The sequence below is a fragment of the Alterirhizorhabdus solaris genome, from assembly GCF_007785815.1.
In the GTDB taxonomy this organism is placed as follows: Bacteria; Pseudomonadota; Alphaproteobacteria; order Sphingomonadales; family Sphingomonadaceae; genus Alterirhizorhabdus; species Alterirhizorhabdus solaris.
Map to the genome: position 1 here is coordinate 12,015 of NZ_VNIM01000022.1, position 16,544 is coordinate 28,558.

General features: G+C 70.2%; 17 protein-coding genes. 12 read left to right on the forward strand and 5 right to left on the reverse strand.

What is annotated here, in order from left to right; genetic code table 11:
• Positions 1-26: 26 nt before the first annotated feature.
• Complete coding sequence (locus FOY91_RS07455; RefSeq protein WP_145149673.1) at positions 27-224, reverse strand: DUF1192 domain-containing protein; 198 nt, start codon at positions 222-224, stop codon at positions 27-29.
• A gap of 68 nt (positions 225-292) precedes the next feature.
• On the opposite strand from FOY91_RS07455, the gene FOY91_RS07460 reads away from it, so the two are divergent.
• On the forward strand, positions 293-1,300 hold the full coding sequence (locus tag FOY91_RS07460) for an NAD(P)H-quinone oxidoreductase (protein WP_203234518.1): 1,008 nt from the start codon (positions 293-295) through the stop codon (positions 1,298-1,300).
• Between the two features lie 24 nt (positions 1,301-1,324).
• Here FOY91_RS07460 and FOY91_RS22595 read toward each other — a convergent pair whose 3' ends face one another.
• On the reverse strand, positions 1,325-1,459 hold the full coding sequence (locus FOY91_RS22595) for a hypothetical protein (RefSeq protein WP_275265943.1): 135 nt from the start codon (positions 1,457-1,459) through the stop codon (positions 1,325-1,327).
• Between the two features lie 769 nt (positions 1,460-2,228).
• Between FOY91_RS22595 and FOY91_RS07470 the strand changes: the two genes are divergently transcribed.
• The 8 genes from FOY91_RS07470 (at position 2,229) to tgt (ending at position 9,702) form a co-directional block, all read left to right on the forward strand.
• Positions 2,229-2,921 carry a DUF1013 domain-containing protein gene (locus tag FOY91_RS07470; protein ID WP_145149675.1) on the forward strand — a complete coding sequence of 231 codons (693 nt, stop codon included), beginning with the start codon at positions 2,229-2,231 and terminating at the stop codon, positions 2,919-2,921.
• A gap of 111 nt (positions 2,922-3,032) precedes the next feature.
• Positions 3,033-4,772, forward strand: coding sequence for a long-chain-fatty-acid--CoA ligase (locus FOY91_RS07475; RefSeq protein ID WP_145149677.1), 1,740 nt, complete (start codon positions 3,033-3,035; stop codon positions 4,770-4,772).
• Positions 4,773-4,779: 7 nt separating this feature from the next.
• Positions 4,780-5,022 carry an exodeoxyribonuclease VII small subunit gene (locus FOY91_RS07480; protein ID WP_145149679.1) on the forward strand — a complete coding sequence of 81 codons (243 nt, stop codon included), beginning with the start codon at positions 4,780-4,782 and terminating at the stop codon, positions 5,020-5,022.
• Between the two features lie 17 nt (positions 5,023-5,039).
• On the forward strand, positions 5,040-5,933 hold the full coding sequence (locus tag FOY91_RS07485) for a polyprenyl synthetase family protein (RefSeq protein WP_420822866.1): 894 nt from the start codon (positions 5,040-5,042) through the stop codon (positions 5,931-5,933).
• Positions 5,933-6,433, forward strand: coding sequence for a pantetheine-phosphate adenylyltransferase (coaD, locus tag FOY91_RS07490; RefSeq protein ID WP_145149683.1), 501 nt, complete (start codon positions 5,933-5,935; stop codon positions 6,431-6,433). The genes FOY91_RS07485 and coaD overlap by 1 nt, the downstream gene beginning before the upstream one ends.
• A gap of 33 nt (positions 6,434-6,466) precedes the next feature.
• Positions 6,467-7,306, forward strand: a complete 840-nt coding sequence (locus FOY91_RS07495) for a peptidylprolyl isomerase (protein WP_145149685.1) — start codon at positions 6,467-6,469, stop codon at positions 7,304-7,306.
• A gap of 178 nt (positions 7,307-7,484) precedes the next feature.
• Complete coding sequence (gene queA / locus FOY91_RS07500) at positions 7,485-8,519, forward strand: tRNA preQ1(34) S-adenosylmethionine ribosyltransferase-isomerase QueA (protein ID WP_145149687.1); 1,035 nt, start codon at positions 7,485-7,487, stop codon at positions 8,517-8,519.
• A gap of 46 nt (positions 8,520-8,565) precedes the next feature.
• Positions 8,566-9,702, forward strand: coding sequence for a tRNA guanosine(34) transglycosylase Tgt (gene tgt, locus FOY91_RS07505; RefSeq protein WP_145149689.1), 1,137 nt, complete (start codon positions 8,566-8,568; stop codon positions 9,700-9,702).
• Between the two features lie 547 nt (positions 9,703-10,249).
• On the opposite strand, the gene FOY91_RS07510 is transcribed toward tgt, so the two are convergent.
• On the reverse strand, positions 10,250-11,803 hold the full coding sequence (locus tag FOY91_RS07510) for a DEAD/DEAH box helicase (RefSeq protein ID WP_145149691.1): 1,554 nt from the start codon (positions 11,801-11,803) through the stop codon (positions 10,250-10,252).
• Positions 11,804-11,916: 113 nt separating this feature from the next.
• The gene (locus FOY91_RS07515) at positions 11,917-12,357 is read right to left on the reverse strand and encodes a hypothetical protein (RefSeq protein ID WP_145149693.1); all 441 of its coding nucleotides are present in this window, start codon (positions 12,355-12,357) and stop codon (positions 11,917-11,919) included.
• Between the two features lie 112 nt (positions 12,358-12,469).
• On the opposite strand from FOY91_RS07515, the gene FOY91_RS07520 reads away from it, so the two are divergent.
• Genes FOY91_RS07520 through FOY91_RS07530 form a run of 3 tightly spaced genes read left to right on the forward strand, consistent with a single transcriptional unit; the run spans position 12,470 to position 15,328 of the window.
• Positions 12,470-13,924 (forward strand): FAD-binding oxidoreductase, encoded by a 1,455-nt coding sequence (locus tag FOY91_RS07520; protein ID WP_145149695.1) that lies wholly within the window; start codon positions 12,470-12,472, stop codon positions 13,922-13,924.
• A gap of 43 nt (positions 13,925-13,967) precedes the next feature.
• Entirely contained in the window at positions 13,968-14,765 is a 798-nt protein-coding gene (locus FOY91_RS07525) for a SapC family protein (protein WP_145149697.1), read from the forward strand.
• Positions 14,765-15,328 carry a cytochrome b gene (locus tag FOY91_RS07530; protein WP_145149699.1) on the forward strand — a complete coding sequence of 188 codons (564 nt, stop codon included), beginning with the start codon at positions 14,765-14,767 and terminating at the stop codon, positions 15,326-15,328. Before FOY91_RS07525 ends, FOY91_RS07530 begins: the two co-directional genes overlap by 1 nt.
• A gap of 204 nt (positions 15,329-15,532) precedes the next feature.
• Here the strand turns inward: FOY91_RS07530 and FOY91_RS07535 are convergent, their stop codons facing one another.
• Positions 15,533-16,411 (reverse strand): N-formylglutamate amidohydrolase, encoded by an 879-nt coding sequence (locus FOY91_RS07535; protein WP_145149701.1) that lies wholly within the window; start codon positions 16,409-16,411, stop codon positions 15,533-15,535.
• Between the last annotated feature and the right edge of the window lie 133 nt (positions 16,412-16,544).

Sequence of the window (16,544 nt, forward strand, 5' to 3'; positions counted from 1 at the left end):
GCGGGCGTATGCCGGTCGCCCCGCCATCATCGCCTGAATAGGGCATCGGCGGTTGCGCGGTGGTTAACGGCCGCCTCGCGCTTTGCCGCGGTGCGGGCGATCTCCGCCTCCAGCGCGGCGATGCGCGCCTCCAGCTCGGCCACGGACAGCGGATCGAGATCCTGCCGCGCCAGCGCCATGAGCGTGTCGTCCGTTCGCTTCGGAAAAAGTTCTTCCGCGTCCATGGGGTTATCGTTGACCGGACCGGCCACGCTGTCAATAAACCCGGAGACGATTTTGCGGGGGATGAATGATGGCGGGTCTGCCGACGACGATGCGGGCGATCGACCCGGCGGAAAGCGGCGGACCGGAGGTGCTCGTTGCGGTGGAGCGGCCGGTGCCGGTGCCCCCGGCGGGCGCGGTGCTGATCCGCGTGGAGGCTGCCGGTGTCAACCGGCCGGACGTGATGCAGCGCAAGGGAGCCTATCCCCCGCCGCCGGGCGCGCCCTCGATCCCCGGACTCGAGGTGGCGGGCGAGATCGTGGCGCTGGGCGACGGGGTCGAGCCGGCGCTCCTCGGCACCCGTGTGTGCGCGCTGGTGTCGGGCGGCGGCTATGCGGAATATGCGCTTGCCGACTCGCGCCACTGCCTGTCGGTGCCGGACGGCCTGTCGATGGTGGAGGCGGCGGCGCTGCCCGAGACGGTGTTCACCGTGTGGACCAACCTGTTCGAGCGTGCCTATGCGACCGAGGGCGATACCGTGCTGGTCCACGGCGGCACCGGCGGCATCGGCACCACCGCGATCATGCTGGGCAAGCTGTTCGGCCTTACGGTGATCGTGACGGTGGGCAGCGAGGACAAGGCGGCCCGCGCGCGGGAGATCGGCGCGGATCTGGCGATCAACTACCAGACGGCCGATTTCGTCGAACAGGTGAAGGCGTTCACCGGCGGCAAGGGCTGTCAGGTGGTGCTCGACATGATCGGTGGCGACTATCTGCCGCGCAACTTGGACTGCCTCGGCGACGACGGCCGCCACGTCTCGATCGCGGTACAGCGGGGCGCGAAGGCGGAGATCCCGATCTGGAAGGTGATGAGCAAGCGGCTGACGCTGACCGGCTCCACGCTCCGCCCGCGCAGTGCCGACTTCAAGGCGCTGGTCGCGGACGAACTGCGCCGCACCGTATGGCCGCATGTCGAGGCGGGGCGGCTGCGCCCGATCATCGACCGCACCTTTCCGCTCGACCGCGCGGCCGACGCGCACCGGCGGATGGAGGAGGGCGATCACATCGGCAAGATCGTGCTGACCACCGGCGATAGCTGATCGCCCGCCTGCGGGCGGCGGCGGTCAGTGCAGCGTCGGCGTCTCCTCCGCCAGCCGTTTCAGGCAACGTTCCAGCAGGTCGAGCAGGTCCTGGCAGGGCACTTCCACCATCGCGTCGTCGAACCAGTCGTCGATCGGATCCAGCCGTTCCCGCGCCATCGAAAGCTCCCCAGGGTCACGGGAACGGTAACGGTGGGCGGGCGCGTCGCTTAACCCCGGGCTGATCGCGGACGCTGCCTTGCGCGTGCGCGATCGACCGCGTCACGGCCGGATAGAGCGCCAGGGCGAAGCTGCCCTCGTCCGCGACCCGCGCACAGGCCACGAGCGCGATGTCGGCGAGGGTGGCGGCGTGGCCGACCAGAACGGGCCGGTCGCTCGCGCGCCTTCCGGCCGAGTAGGTGCCGCGTTGCCACCCCCGTCAACCGCTGCGCCGGATCGGCCACGGATCGCGTCAGCGTGCGCGACCGGAGCCGCGCGACCGCGACATACGGCTCGTGGCTCCACTGCTCCCGAACCAGCCACTCCATCGTTCGCGCGCGATCAGGCGGTCGGCCCGGATCGGCGGCGATCCTTCCGCCGGCCGGCGGATGATCGCATCGGCCTGCGCTAGCGTGCGGCCGACGTCCGGCATCGGCATCGGCACCGGCCGGCGGGGCTCATCGCCGAAAAGGGAGGCGTGCGGGTGCCGCCGACCACGACGTCGGTGTCGTCCCATTCATGCCGCAGACCGGGATGATCGGCGGTCCGTAACACCTTCACGCAGTCGCCGAAAATGCCGTCGCCGACAACCTTCGTCGCCGTTTGTCCACGTATCCGCCCGCCCTGCGCCGCAATCCGCCTTGCCCTCGCCCGACGGCGGGATTACAGCTGATGCCAAGTATCGGCCGCTCCGTGAAGGGGCGGCCCTTTTTATTCGTGGAGATCGCCGATGGCCCAGCCTCTCATGCCGCATGCCACCGCATCGTGGATGGTGGACAATACTGCCCTCAGTTTCGAGCAGATTGCCGAGTTCTGCGGGCTGCATATTCTCGAGATCCAGGCGATCGCCGATGATACCGCCGCCACCAAGCTGACCGGCCGCGATCCGGTGCGCGCGGGCGAGTTGACGCAGGCCGAGATCGACAAGGGGCAGGCCGACGCCGGCCACTCGCTCGCGATGCTGAAGGGGCCGGAGCAGGTCCGCCGCACCAAGGGGCCGCGCTACACGCCCGTCTCCAAGCGGCAGGACAAGCCGGACGGCATCGCGTGGATCCTGCGCAATCACCCGGAGGTATCGGACGGGCAGATCTCCAAGCTGATCGGCACCACGCGCACCACTATCGCCGCATTGCGCGATCGCACCCACTGGAACATCGCCAACATCACCCCCAAGGATCCCGTCACGCTCGGCCTGTGCTCGCAGCGCGAGCTGGACGCGCTCGTCGCCAAGGCGGCCAAGGCGGCCGGCATCGAGGCCCCGGTCGACGACCGGCTGGAGGGCGACCGCGAGGCGCTGATCGGTGAGCTGCGCGCCCAGCGCGAGGCCGCGCATCTGGCGGCGGACGCGGTTCATGCCGAGGCGACGGTCGGCGGCATCCAGTTGCCCGCCGGCATGGTCGATCCGTTCAAGAAGACCGCCTGACACGGCTCGCTGCGGGCGCTCCATGCGGGCGCCTGCATGACGAATGATTGCGGGCGTCCCGGTCGCCATGCCGGGATTGCCTCATCCGGATCCGCGTCTTACGTTAACGTCATGAGCGATCCCGCCGCCGCATGGCGCAACGCCTACAGGCACCCCACCGGGTGGGACCGGACGTTCGCTCCGCTCTCGCTGCCCGACATGCTGGCCGGGACGGCCGCTCGGCGGGGCACGGCGCCGCTGATCGATTTCCTCGGGCGCAAGTACAGCTATGCCGAAACGCTGGACGGGGTGCGCCGCGTCGCCTGCGGGCTGACGCGCATGGGGGTGGCGAAAGGCGATCGCGTCGGCCTGTTCCTGCCCAACGTGCCGCATTACGTGGCGGCTTATTACGGCGCGATGCTGGCCGGCGCGACCGTCGTCAACTTCTCGCCGCTCTATACCGCCGACGAGCTGGCGCATCAGGTCGCGGACTCGGGCACGCGCATCCTGTTCACCTTGTCCGCCTCCCTGCTGCTGCCCACCGCCATCGCCGTGATGGAGCGATCGGGGCTGGAGCGGCTGATCGTCGGCTCCGTCGCGGGGGCGCTGCCGCCGGCAAAATCTCTGTTCTATCGCCTGTTTCGCGGCGGCGAGGTGACGAAGCGGCCGGACGACCCGCGCATCACCGCCTTTTCCGCTTTGATCGACAACGACGGCGGCTGCACCCCGGCGTCGATCGACCCGGAAAATGATATTGCGATGCTGCAATATACCGGCGGCACCACCGGCACGCCCCGCGGGGCGATGCTGACGCATCAGGCGCTGACCGCCAACGCCCGCCAGATCGCCTCGATCGATCCCCACGCCGGGGACGACGACCGCATCGTCGGCGTCCTGCCGCTGTTTCACATCTTCGCCAACGCCGCCGTGCTGAACCGCACCGTCTCGGCCGGCGGGGAGATCGTGTTGCTGCCGCGGTTCGATGCGGGGCAGGTGCTTGCCGCCGTCGCGCGCACCCGCGCCACCTCGCTGCCCGGCGTGCCGACGATGTACCAGGCGCTGCTCGATCACCCGGGGCTGGCGAAGGCGGACCTGTCGTCGCTGCGGGTGTGCGTCTCGGGCGGGGCGCCGCTGTCCGCCGAGCTGAAGGCGCGGTTCGAGGAGGCGACGGCCGCGCGGCTGATCGAGGGCTACGGCCTGACGGAAGGCGGCATCGCCTCGACCAACCCCTATGAGGGCGAGAGCCGCACCGGCACGATCGGCCAGCCGTTGCCGGCCACCCGCTTCGCCCTCGTCCACCGCGACGATCCGGCCAGGCCCGCGCCGCCGGGCGAGGCGGGGGAACTGGTGGTGCGCGGGCCGCAGGTCATGTCCGGCTACTGGAACCATCCGGAGGCGGACGCGGCCTGCTTCGTCGATGGCTGGCTGCGGACCGGGGACGTCGGCACGATCGACGATGACGGCTATGTGCGGATCGTCGACCGGCTGAAGGACATGATCTCGGTCGGCGGGTTCAAGGTGTTCCCCAGCCAGGTGGAGGCGGTGCTGTACACCCACCCGGACGTGCGCGAGGCGCTGGTGATCGGCGTGCCCGACGATTACCTCGGCGAGCGGCCGAAGGCGTTCGTCACGCTGTACCCCGGCACCCCGGCGGATGGCGAGGCGCTGAGAACGTGGCTCAACCCGCAGCTGGGCAAGCACGAGCGCGTGGTGGCGGTGGAGATCCGGCGGACCCTGCCCAAGACGCTGATCGGCAAGCTGAGCCGCAAGGAACTGGTGGCGGAAGAGCGGGCGCGAGCCCTGTCGGCGGCCTCGCGGCCCACCGCATCGGCGCCCGCCGTGCTTGACCACACCGCGGCCGACCGCCAATAGCCGGACGATGGATCAGGACGGTATCACCGAGCTTTCGTTCGAGGACGCGCTGAAGCGCCTCGAGACGATCGTGCAACGCCTCGAAAGCGGGGAGGCGACCCTCGACGAGTCGATCGAGCTGTACGCCGAGGGGGACCGCCTGCGCGCGCAGTGCGAGGCGCGACTGGCCTCGGCGCAGGCCCGGATCGAGAAGATCACGCTTGGCGCGGACGGCAAGCCGGCGCGCACGCAACCCTTCGACGCCGGCTGAACCGGCCGGTGAGCGAGATCGCGCAGATCGGCTTGAAGCCCGCGCTGGAGCGGGTGGCCGCCGAGATCGACCGCAATTTCGATCTGCTGCTGCCCGTGCCGGAGGATCCGCGCGCCCGGCTGTTCCACGCCATGCGCCACGCCGCGATCGGCGGCGGCAAGCGCATGCGCCCGCTGCTGGTATGCGCGGCGTGCGACCTTTTCAACGTCGATCGCGCCGCCGCGCTACGGGTGGCGACCGCGATCGAATGCATCCACGTCTATTCGCTGGTGCATGACGACCTGCCCTGCATGGACGACGACGACATGCGCCGTGGCCGGCCGACCGTGCACATCCAGTTCGACGAGGCGACGGCGGTGCTGGCCGGCGATTCGCTCCACGCGCTCGCCTTCGAGCTGCTGGCCGACGAGGCGACCCACGCCGACCCGTTCGTTCGCATCGAGCTGGTGCGGGAGCTGGCGCGGGCCAGCGGTCCTTCCGGCATGGCGGGCGGGCAGGCGATGGACCTCGCCGCCGAGCACGAGACGTTCGATCTTTCCACCGTCACCCGGCTGCAACAGCTCAAGACGGGCGCGCTGATTGGCTTCTGCCTGGAAGCCGCGGCGATCATGGGGCACGTGCCGGCCGAGGGCCGCACCCGCCTGCGCGGCTATGCCCGCGACATCGGCCTGGCCTTCCAGATCGCCGACGACCTGCTCGACGTGGAGGGCGACGAGGCCGCCGTCGGCAAGCCGCTGCATAAGGACGAGGCCGCCGGCAAGGCCACCTTCGTCTCGCTGCTGGGGGTGGAGCGCGCACGGCAGCAGGCGTCGATGCTCGTCGATCAGGCCATCGCACATCTCTCCAGCTTCGGTGCCGAGGCGGGCCTGCTCCGGGCCGTCGCACGCTATGTCGTCGAGAGGGACCGGTGATGCGGGTCGGGGTCTATCCGGGCACGTTCGATCCGATCACGCTGGGTCACATGGACATCATCGCGCGTGCCGCAGGGCTGGTGGACCGGCTGGTCGTGGGCGTCACGACCAATGCCTCCAAGTCGCCCATGTTCAGCGTGGACGAGCGAATGGCGATGGTACGGCGGGAAACCGGATCGCTGGCGGGCAACATCAGCGTCGTCGCCTTCGATTCGCTGCTGATGGACTTCGCCGAGCGCGAAGGCGCCTCGATCATCGTGCGTGGCCTGCGCGCCGTTTCCGATTTCGAGTACGAATATCAGATGGCGGGAATGAACCAGCAGATCAACGACCGGGTCGAGACGGTCTTCCTGATGGCCGACGTCGCGCTCCAGCCGATCGCCTCGCGGCTGGTGAAGGAGATCGCGATCTACGGCGGCCCGATCGACAAGTTCGTGCCCGAGGCGGTAGTGGCCGATATGGCGGCGCGCGTCGGGCTGCTCGGCCGTCGCGGCAGCTGATCCTTGATGGGGCACCGCCCCGGGAGAGTAAGAATGCGTATCGTTCGGATGCTGGCGCCGCTGCTCGTGCTGGTCGCCGCCCCCACCTTCGCCCAGAAGCCGGCGGTTTCGCCCGCCACGCCGGCCGCCCCCGCGCCGGCCCCGGCGGCCGATCCGGCCAATATCCTCAACCTCGACCTGTCCACCGGCGGCCGCGTGTCCGTCCTGTTGCGGCCGGACAAGGCACCCGCCAGCGTGGAGCGGATCAGGCTGCTGGTGAAGCGCGGTTTCTACAATGGGCTGATCTTCCACCGCGTGATCGAGGGCTTCATGGCGCAGGGCGGTGATCCCAAGGGCGACGGCTCTGGCGGATCGGACCTGCCGGACCTGAAGGCCGAGTTCAACGACATGCCGCACGTGCGCGGCGAGATGTCGATGGCGCGCGCCGAATCGCCGGACAGCGCCAACAGCCAGTTCTTCCTCATGCTCGCGCCCAACCTCCAGCTCGACGGCAAATACACCGCCGTCGGCCGCGTGATCTCGGGCATGGGCTATGTCGACCTGATCGAGCGGGGCGAGCCGCCGGCCAACCCCTCGCGCATCATCCGCGCCTCCTTCGCCAGCGACAACGTGCCGCCGCCCCCACCCAGCGCGGCGCGTGCCAGTGATGCCGCGTCGGCGGCCGCCGATGCTGCCTCGCAGCAGGCGGTGGATGCGGCGATGGCCTCAGAAAGCGCGGCGCGCGCCGCCTCCTCGGGCGACAAGGCGACCGCCAGCGAGCGCGCGCAGGCCGCGAAGGTCTCGGCCGACGGGGCCGCCCGCGCCGCCGGCGACGCCGCCGAGGTGCTGGCCGCGCCGCCCGCCACGAAGCCCGCGCCGAAGCGTCGGCGCTGAGGTAGCGCTGGTATAGGGCGACGGCAGCTGCCTTGCCGTCGCGAACCTGGCCGGCATCTGGATGGCGGCTACAATTGTTTACCGGCGGCGCGGCCCCGCCAGCGGAACGCCATCGCAGCCTGTCCCCCGACTGGCCGGGCGTCGGTAGCAAGCCGGCTGCCCCGCCCGAGGATCATCGATGCACGTCGATCTGTTCGATTTCCACCTGCCGCCCGATCGCATCGCTCTGCGTCCCGCTTCCCCGCGCGATGCGGCGCGGATGCTGGTGCTGGACGGCCCGGCGACGGTGGACGCACATGTCACGGACCTGCCCGGCCGGCTGCGCGCCGGCGATCTGCTGGTGTTCAACGACACCCGCGTGATCCCCGCGCAACTCGAGGGGCGGCGCGGCGATGCCCGGATCGGCGCGACGCTGCACAAGCGCGAGGGGCCACGCGCATGGCGCGCCTTCGTCCGCAATGCGAAGCGCGTGCGCGAGGGCGACACGATCGACTTCGGCGCGGGGGTGACGGCGGTGGCCGGGGCGCGGGCCGAGGACGGCTCGCTGCTGCTGACCTTCGATGGCGACGAACCCGTGGAACTGCTGCTGGAACGCGCGGGGCGGATGCCGCTGCCTCCCTATATCGCCGGCAAGCGCCCCGCCGACGCGCGCGACGCCGACGACTACCAGACGATGTTCGCCGCCGAGCCGGGCGCCGTCGCCGCCCCCACCGCCGCGCTGCACTTCACCCCCGCGCTGCTGGCGGGGCTTGAGGCGGCCGGGGTCGATCATGCCACGCTGACGCTGCACGTCGGCGCCGGCACCTTCCTGCCGATGAAGGTGGACGATACCGCCGACCACCGGATGCACGCCGAATGGGGCCGGCTCGACGCCGCCACCGCCGACCGCCTCAACGCGGTGCGCGCAGGTGGCGGGCGGGTGATCGCGGTCGGCACCACCAGCCTGCGCCTGATCGAGAGCGCGGCCGACGAAAGCGGCACGATCCGCCCGTTCGAGGGGGACACCGCGATCTTCATCACCCCCGGCTACCGCTTCCGCGGGATCGACGGGCTGATGACCAACTTCCACCTGCCGCGCTCCACCCTGTTCATGCTCGTCTCGGCGCTGATGGGGCGGGAGCGGATGCAGGCGGCCTATGCCCATGCGATCGCGGGCGGCTATCGGTTCTACAGCTATGGCGACGCGAGCCTGCTGCTGCCGGGCGGGGATTAGGATCGCCAAACTCGACAGCGGGGCGGCCACGCTTCATGGAGCGGCGATGACCGCGCCCCGCTTCGCCTTCACCATCGCCGCCACCGATGGCCGCGCCCGCACCGGCAGCATCGCCACGAAACGTGGGCAGATCCGTACCCCCGCCTTCATGCCGGTCGGCACCGCCGCCACCGTGAAGGCGATGAAGCCCGCCGACGTGCGCGCGACGGGGGCCGATATCATCCTCGGCAACACCTACCACCTGATGCTGCGCCCCGGCGCGGAGCGGGTGGCGCGGCTGGGCGGGCTGCACGCCTTCATGGGCTGGGATCGCCCGATCCTGACGGACAGCGGCGGTTATCAGGTGATGTCGCTTTCGGCGCTATCGAAGGTGACGGAGGAGGGTGTCGCCTTCCGCAGCCACCTCGACGGCTCGCGCCACATGCTCACCCCCGAACGCTCGATGGAGATCCAGCACCTGCTCGGCTCGAACATCGTGATGGCGTTCGACGAACTGGTGCCCACCACCAGCAAGCCCGAGGAGCAGGCGCGCGCGATGGAACGCTCGATGCGCTGGGCCGGCCGGTCACGCACAGCGTTCGATCAGGCGGGGCGCGAGGATGCGGCGCTGTTCGGCATCCAGCAGGGCGCGCTGGACGAGGGGCTGCGGCGCGCCTCGGCCGAGGCGCTGCTGGCGATCGGATTCGATGGCTATGCGGTCGGCGGGCTGGCGGTGGGGGAGGGGCAGGAGGCGATGTTCGCCTGCCTCGATTATGCGCCCGGCCAGCTCGACCCGGCGAAACCGCGCTATCTGATGGGGGTGGGCAAGCCCGACGATATCGTCGGCGCGGTGGAGCGCGGGATCGACATGTTCGATTGCGTGCTGCCCACGCGCTCCGGCCGCAACGGGCAGGCGTTCACGTGGGACGGGCCGATCAACATCCGCAATGCGAAGTTCGCCGAGGACCGGGCGCCGCTCGATGCCGAATGTGGTTGCCCGGCCTGCACCGGGTGGAGCCGGGCATACCTGCACCACCTCGTCCGCTCGGGCGAGATGCTGGGGGCGATGCTGATGACCGAGCACAACCTGACCTTCTACCAGTCGCTGATGCAGCGGCTGCGCGACGCGATCTCCGGGGCAACGCTGGCCGCCTTCGCCGACGGCTTTCGCGCGCGGTATCGGCGGACCGGGCAGGGGGGCTGAAGCACGGTTCTCTGCCTGACAGCGTACGATCTGGCGCATGTCTCGGGACGAGCGCGTCGATGACGATCCGAACGTGTCGAATATCCCCGTCCGGATCGACCGTACCCACCTGGTCGAGGCATTCGCCATCAACCGTACGATTGCGGGCTGAACGTGGAAGGCTTCCGACGCGCCTCGGCGTGATCGGTCGCGGCCCGCGCCTGCTGGCGGCTTGCGGCGTAACGCGGTACCGCTTTGACTGGTGGGGACAGAGCGGGATGCCGGTCGAACCGCCTGACCCTAAGGTGTCACAGCAGGGCGGGCGGTAAGGCCCATCATGCGGGGCGATGTCGATCGGGAATGATCGATCACGTTTTGCAGCGACGTACGAACGCGGCCGAGTGGGGCGTTGATCCGTGATCGCCACCTACGTCGTCACCCCGGCTTGTGCCGGGGTCTACCGCGCAACAAGCTAAAGTCGGCCCTTCGTGCGCGGCGGTGGATGCCGGAACAGGTCCGGCATGACAGGGGGAAACGTGAGCGACTTCCCGGCTACCGCAAGCGTAGTTCAGCTCCGCAGTTTATAGTCCAGGAAGGCCGGGATCGGGCCGTTCCAGCCATCGGCCGTCTCGATCGCGGGCAGTTCCGGCTCGCGGGCGGGCGGGCGGTCGTCGCGTCGATCGTCACGACGGGGCCGGTCGTCGCGGCGAGGGGCGCTGTCGGTGCGGGAGCGATCGTCACGGCGCGAGGCCGGGCGCTCGGCGCGATGGGTGCCCGCATCGACACGTGGCTGAGGCGAAACGGCCTCGCGACGCGGTGCCGCTTCCTCGCGACGCGGTGCAGCCTCCTCGCGGGGCGCGGCGGCCTCCTCCTGACGAGGGGCGTCGGCCCGCGATGCTTCGACCGGGGCCTGTTCCGTCCGCTCCTCGCGGCGCGGCCTGCGGCCACGGTCGCGGCGTGGTTCCTCGGTGCGAGGTGCCTCGGCCGGCGCGTCGGGAACGGGCGCGTCGTTGCCGGCGGCACGGGGTATCTTCGTGCTGGTCAGCTTCTCGATCTGGTCGATCGCCTCGGCGTCCTCGGGAGTCACCAGCGTGATCGCCTTGCCGGTCGCGCCGCCGCGTCCGGTGCGGCCGATGCGGTGGACGTAATCGTCCGGATGCCACGGCACGTCGAAGTTGAACACATGGCTCACGCCCTTGATGTCCAGCCCGCGTGCGGCCACGTCGGAGGCGACGAGGATGTTGATCTCGCCGGCCTTGAACCGCTCCAACTCGCGCAGCCGCTCGGCTTGCTCCATGTCGCCGTGGATCTGGCTGGCGGCGAAACCGTCACGCCGCAGCGTGTCGGCCAGTTCGCGCACCATCGTCTTGCGGTTAGAGAAGATGATCGCGGTCCGCACGTCCTCGGCGCGCAACAGGTCGCGCAGGCGGGATTTCTTGTTGCGCGACGAAACCTCGACCAGCAACTGCTCGATCTGGAGGTTGGCCGACGCCGGGCGCGACACCTCGATCCGCTTGGGGTTCGAGAGGAACTTGTCCGCCAGCTTCTTGATCGGCGGCGGCATCGTGGCGGAAAACAGCAGGGTCTGGCGCGTGGCCGGCAGCTTGGAGCAGATTTCCTCGATATCGGGGATGAAGCCCATGTCGAGCATCCGGTCCGCCTCGTCGATCACCAGCAGCGAGCAGCCGTTGAGCAGGATCTTGCCGCGCTGGAACAGGTCCATCAGCCGGCCCGGCGTGGCGATCAGCACGTCCACGCCCTTTTCGAGCGCGGCCTGCTGATCCCCCATCGAGACGCCGCCGATCAGCAGCGCCATCGAGAGCTTGTGATACTTGCCGTATTTCTCGAAATTTTCGGCCACCTGCGCGGCCAGTTCACGCGTCGGCTCCAGGATCAGCGAGCGCGGCATCCGCGCGCGGCTGCGGCCCTGCCCGAGGATGTCGATCATCGGCAGCACGAACGCCGCCGTCTTGCCCGTGCCCGTCTGCGCGATGCCGACGATGTCCTTCATCATCAGCACGGGGGGGATGGCCTGCGCCTGGATCGGCGTCGGCTCGGTATAGCCGGATTCGCCGATGGCGCGGAGGAGTTCGTCGGAGAGGCCGAGATCGGCGAATGTCATGGGCGATCCGGATAAAGGCACGGCCGATTTCCGGCCATGCAATAGCCCCGGCGCTTGGCGGCGAACCCGCGCGAAGTCAAGCAAAAGCGGCCCGGCGCGGACTTCGGGCGGCGCTACTTCGCGGGCGGCACCAGCTTGCGGAAGCGGGTGATGGCGCATTCGCCGCCCGATCGCGCGTGGATCGAGTCGCGATCGGCACAGATCGTCCGGTCGGCGGTGGGGCGCAGGTAGAAGCCGCCGTAGTAGTCGAGCGCCGGGCAGTCGTCGTCCAGCCTGGCGCGCACCCGCTCGCCGCCTTTCAGCACGAAATCCACGCTGTCCGGCTCGGTGACGGCGGCAGCGGCGATGGAGGCGGCGGCGATGCAGCGCGGCGCCTTCTTCTCCTTGTATTTCGGTGTCGGGCTGCTGCCGGCAAGGCCGGTGCGGATGCGCACGATCACGCGCTCCACCCGCTCGCGGATGGTCACATCGGCATATTGCACACGTTCGGCCGGCGCCGGCATCGGCACGGGCGGCAGCAGCGGCACCATGCCGGACAGCAGCAGCGCGGCCATCCCCCCTGTTCCGTTCACGACATCTCGATCCGCATGGCACTGCCTTCGCGGCAAGGGGTTGAACCGGCGATTAATTGGCGGCGCGCAACGCCCGCGTCTATAGGGCAGGACGATGACGATCGACCATGAAGACGCCGCCCTGCTCGCCGGGCTTGAGGCATTGCTCGGCCCGCGCGGCTTCACCCGCGATCCCGACGATCTGGCGCCGTGGCTGGTGGACTGGCGCGGGCGGGTGCGGGGGCAGGCGCTGGCGCTGCTCTCCCCCGCCGATGCCGGGCAGGTGGCGGCGATCGTGCGCGCGGCGGCCACGGCGCGGATGCCGCTGGTGCCGCAGGGGGGCAACACCTCGATGGTGGCGGGTGCCACGCCGCCGGCGCACGGTCGCGCGCTGATCGTGTCGTTGCGGCGGATGCGGGCGATCCTCGGCGTATCGCCCGAGGACGGCGTCGCGATCGTGGAAGCAGGGGTCACGCTCTCGGCGCTGCACGAGGCGGCGGAGGCGGTGGGGATGCGCTTTCCCCTGTCGCTCGCCGCCAAGGGCACGGCCACGATCGGCGGACTGATCTCCACCAACGCCGGCGGTACGCAGGTGCTGCGCTTCGGCCCGATGCGCGCGCTGGTGCTGGGGGTGGAGGCGGTGCTGCCCGACGGCGCGCGGTTCGACGGGCTGTCGGCGCTGCGCAAGGACAATCGCGGCTACGATCTGCGCCAGTTGCTCGGCGGCGCGGAGGGCACGCTCGGGATCATCACGGCGGCGGCGCTGCGGCTGGTGCCGGCGATCGGCGCACGCGCGGTCGGCTGGGCCGGGCTGGAGACGCCGCAGGCCGCGCTCGGGCTGTTGCGCCGGCTGGAGGCGGCGACCGGGGCCGCGGTGGAAAGCTTCGAGCTGGTGCCCGAGGTCGCGCTCGATCTGGTGCTGCGCCACATTCCGGGCACGCGCGCGCCACTGGCCGGGCGACACCGCTGGAACGTGCTGGTGGAGGCGACCGCGCCCACCGGCGCCCCCGATCCGGCCGGGGCGCTGGGCGCGGCGCTGGCACAGGCGATCGACGACGGCCTCGTCGCCGATGCGACGGTGAGCGCCAGCGAGGCGCAGGCCGAGGCGCTGTGGAAGCTGCGCGAGTCGATCTCCGAGGCGGAGCGGGCGGACGGCATGGCCGCCAAGCACGATGTCGCGGTGCCGGTGTCGGCGATGCCCGGCTTCATCGAGAGCGCGCGGCAGGCGGTGGAGGCGCGCTTCCCCACCACCCGCGTGATCGCCTTCGGCCACCTCGGCGATGGCAACGTGCATTTCAACGTGCGCGCGCCGATGGGTGAGGACGGGCGGGCATGGCTGGCACGCGAAGGGGCGGGGGTCAGTGCCTTCGTCCACGACCTTACCGTCGCGGCGGGCGGCTCCATCTCGGCGGAGCATGGCATCGGCCAGACCAAGCTGGCGGATTACGCGCGGCTGGCGGACCCGGCGCGGCTGGCGGCGCAGCGGGCGATCAAGGCCGCGCTCGATCCGCTGGGGCTGATGAATCCGGGCAAGCTCGTGCCGCTTGCACCCGAACCGCCCGCGCCATAGACCGCGAGGGATTCCACCCTTCCGCAGATCAGGAGAAGACACGATGGCCAGCGCCCCAGAGCAGGGACTGCCGCTTTTCTACAACCGGCTCGAACCGCTCTCCAGCGTGGCGCATGGTGACTGGAAGGCCCGCAAGGTGGAGGCGGCGCCGTTCCTCGCCACCGCCCATGCCGTGCCGCTCACCGTCGAGGAATTCGCGCTGGCGCAGCGCCATTATCCGATCGTGTTCTCGGCCGGCGACAACCCCGTGCCGCTGGCGCTGATGGGGCTGAACGAGGGCGTCAACGTGTTCGTCGACGAGACGGGCAAGTTGACCAGCGACGTGTATGTGCCGGCCTATGTCCGCCGCTATCCGTTCATGCTCGCCCGGCTGCGGCCGGAGGCGGACGAGCTGTCGCTGTGCTTCGATCCAGGCACCGAGGTGATCGGCAAGTTCGAGGAGGGCGAGCCGCTGTTCGAGGACGGCCAGCCCGCCGCCGCCACGCGCGACGTGCTGGCCTTCTGCGAGCAGTTCGAGCAGGCCGGTCAGCGCACCGCCGCCTTCATGAAGGAACTGGCGGATCACAAGCTGCTGATCGACGGCGAGGTCTCGATCCAGCCCGAGGGGGCGGACCAGCCGTTCGTGTATCGCGGCTTCCAGATGATCTCAGAGGACAAGCTGCGCGAGCTGCGCGGCGACGTGGCGCGCAAGCTGATCCAGTCCGGCCTGCTGGCGCTGGTCTATGGCCACCTGTTCTCGCTGTCGCTGATCCGCGAGATCTTCGGCCGGCAGGTGCAGCTGGGCAAGGTGCCGGGCGCACAGGCGTTCGCCCCCGCCGGCGAGCCGGTGGCCGCTTCCTGATGGCCCGGGCCGAACGCGGCGACCGCTATACGCGGGTGGCGATCTGGCTGCACTGGGTCATCGCCGCGTTCGTGCTCTACAATCTCACCGGCGGGATCTACGGCTCGTTCCTGCCCGAAACGGCGCCGAACCCCCTGTTCAGCGGCCACAAGGCGCTGGGGATCACCATCCTGTTCCTCAGCCTTGCCCGGCTGGCGTGGCGGCTCACTCACCGCCCGCCGCCGCTGCCGGCGATGCCGCGCTGGCAGGCGGGGAGCGCCCATGCGCTGCACTGGCTCTTCTACGTGCTCATCATCCTGATGCCGCTGTCGGGCTGGATCTTCAGCTCCGCCGGGATGAAGCGGTGGCCGCTCAACTGGTTCGGGCTGTTCGACATCCCGTATCTGCCGATCGCGCAGAGCGTGACGGGGGGTGCGCCCGCCTTCACGTTCCACGTCTACGCCGGGTGGATCATGGCGGGTCTGGTGATGCTCCATATCGCCGCCGCGCTGAAGCATCACCTCGTCGATCGGGATCGCACGCTGGCGCGGATGCTGCCCGGTGCGGAGCCCCGGCAGGGGTGAGTCAAGCGGGAGTTAAGCGGAATGAAAAATTTCGCGCGACTGTGACTTGAAAGCCATCGGCGTCCGCTCTATCTCAGTGTCAGTGCTGGCCGCGCCCCCCTTTCGCGGTTGGCATCAGCGTACCTTCGGGTACGCTTCCTCCCTGAACCTTGGCCACCTCGTGCGAAAGCACGGGGTGGTTTTTTCTTGGGGGCCGCCGATGGGCTACTCCGCGGCGAGCGTTGTTTCCGGCACCGCCGCCAGTTCGGCGAGCAGCGCCTTCACCATGCCCTCCACGAGCGCGACCGTCTCCGCCAGGCCCGCGCCGGGCGTCCGCAAGTCCGGCCGGAGATACAGGCTCCGGTCTATTTCCATCTGCACCGCGTGGATCGCGCCCGGCGGGCGGCCATGGCGATCGAGCGTGTGGCCCCCGGCATAGGGGGCGTTGCGGGCGGTCGCGATCCCGCGCGCGGCCGCCACTTCCTGCAAGCGCGCGACGAAACGTGGCGCGCAGGCCCGGCCATGGGCATCACCGAAGACGAGGCGCGGCGCGGCCCGGCCGCCGACCGGCGCCAGCGGCGGCATGGAATGCAGGTCGAGCAGCACGGCGATGCCGAACCGCGCCCGGGCCGCCGCCAGTGCATCGGCGATGGCGCCATGCCACGGGCGATGGTCGCTGGCGATGCGCGCCGCCACCTCCGCTTCGGTCAGCCGCTGGCGCATGATCTCGCCCGCGCCCGCGATGCGTCGTGGGATCAGGCCCAGCCCGCCGCGCACCTTGGCCGAGACGATCAGCGTGCCGGGGCGCGGCGCGGGCGCGATCATCGCCGCGTCGATCTCGCGCTCGTCGCGGTTGAGGTCGATCCACGCGCGCGCGCGCCGCTGGACGAAGGTGGTGATGCCCATAGCGGGCAGGCCGGCGGCCAGCGCATCGGCGTGGCGATCCTCCAGCGCGGCGAGCGTTTCCACCGGTAGGGTGCTGCGCTCGACCAGCGACGCCGGATAGTCCCGCCCGGCATGGGGCACGCTTACCACCAGCGGGGTCAGCGGATCGGTCGGCCCGAGCCGATCGAACGGGGCCGGGCTGTCATGCGTCGCCTTCATCGGCGGACGCTAGAGCCTGATCGCCTGAAGGGGAAGCGCCGAGCGCGTCCGCCGACGAGGTGAATCGGGCTCCCGCCACAGGGCCTGGCCGGGGCGGGGCAGGTGGCAAATCGTAAAGGCTTCCCGCATATCA

Coding starts and splice junctions, on each gene's coding strand:
- FOY91_RS07530 (WP_145149699.1), top strand. CDS start 14,765: ATGGCCCGGGCCGAACGCGGCGACCGCTATACGCGGGTGGCGATCTGG.
- FOY91_RS07470 (WP_145149675.1), top strand. CDS start 2,229: ATGGCCCAGCCTCTCATGCCGCATGCCACCGCATCGTGGATGGTGGAC.
- FOY91_RS07510 (WP_145149691.1), bottom strand. CDS start 11,803: ATGACATTCGCCGATCTCGGCCTCTCCGACGAACTCCTCCGCGCCATC.
- FOY91_RS07455 (WP_145149673.1), bottom strand. CDS start 224: ATGGACGCGGAAGAACTTTTTCCGAAGCGAACGGACGACACGCTCATG.
- queA (WP_145149687.1), top strand. CDS start 7,485: ATGCACGTCGATCTGTTCGATTTCCACCTGCCGCCCGATCGCATCGCT.
- FOY91_RS07525 (WP_145149697.1), top strand. CDS start 13,968: ATGGCCAGCGCCCCAGAGCAGGGACTGCCGCTTTTCTACAACCGGCTC.
- FOY91_RS07520 (WP_145149695.1), top strand. CDS start 12,470: ATGACGATCGACCATGAAGACGCCGCCCTGCTCGCCGGGCTTGAGGCA.
- FOY91_RS07480 (WP_145149679.1), top strand. CDS start 4,780: ATGGATCAGGACGGTATCACCGAGCTTTCGTTCGAGGACGCGCTGAAG.
- FOY91_RS07460 (WP_203234518.1), top strand. CDS start 293: ATGGCGGGTCTGCCGACGACGATGCGGGCGATCGACCCGGCGGAAAGC.
- FOY91_RS07495 (WP_145149685.1), top strand. CDS start 6,467: ATGCGTATCGTTCGGATGCTGGCGCCGCTGCTCGTGCTGGTCGCCGCC.
- tgt (WP_145149689.1), top strand. CDS start 8,566: ATGACCGCGCCCCGCTTCGCCTTCACCATCGCCGCCACCGATGGCCGC.
- FOY91_RS07475 (WP_145149677.1), top strand. CDS start 3,033: ATGAGCGATCCCGCCGCCGCATGGCGCAACGCCTACAGGCACCCCACC.
- FOY91_RS07535 (WP_145149701.1), bottom strand. CDS start 16,411: ATGAAGGCGACGCATGACAGCCCGGCCCCGTTCGATCGGCTCGGGCCG.
- coaD (WP_145149683.1), top strand. CDS start 5,933: ATGCGGGTCGGGGTCTATCCGGGCACGTTCGATCCGATCACGCTGGGT.
- FOY91_RS07515 (WP_145149693.1), bottom strand. CDS start 12,357: ATGGCCGCGCTGCTGCTGTCCGGCATGGTGCCGCTGCTGCCGCCCGTG.
- FOY91_RS22595 (WP_275265943.1), bottom strand. CDS start 1,459: ATGGCGCGGGAACGGCTGGATCCGATCGACGACTGGTTCGACGACGCG.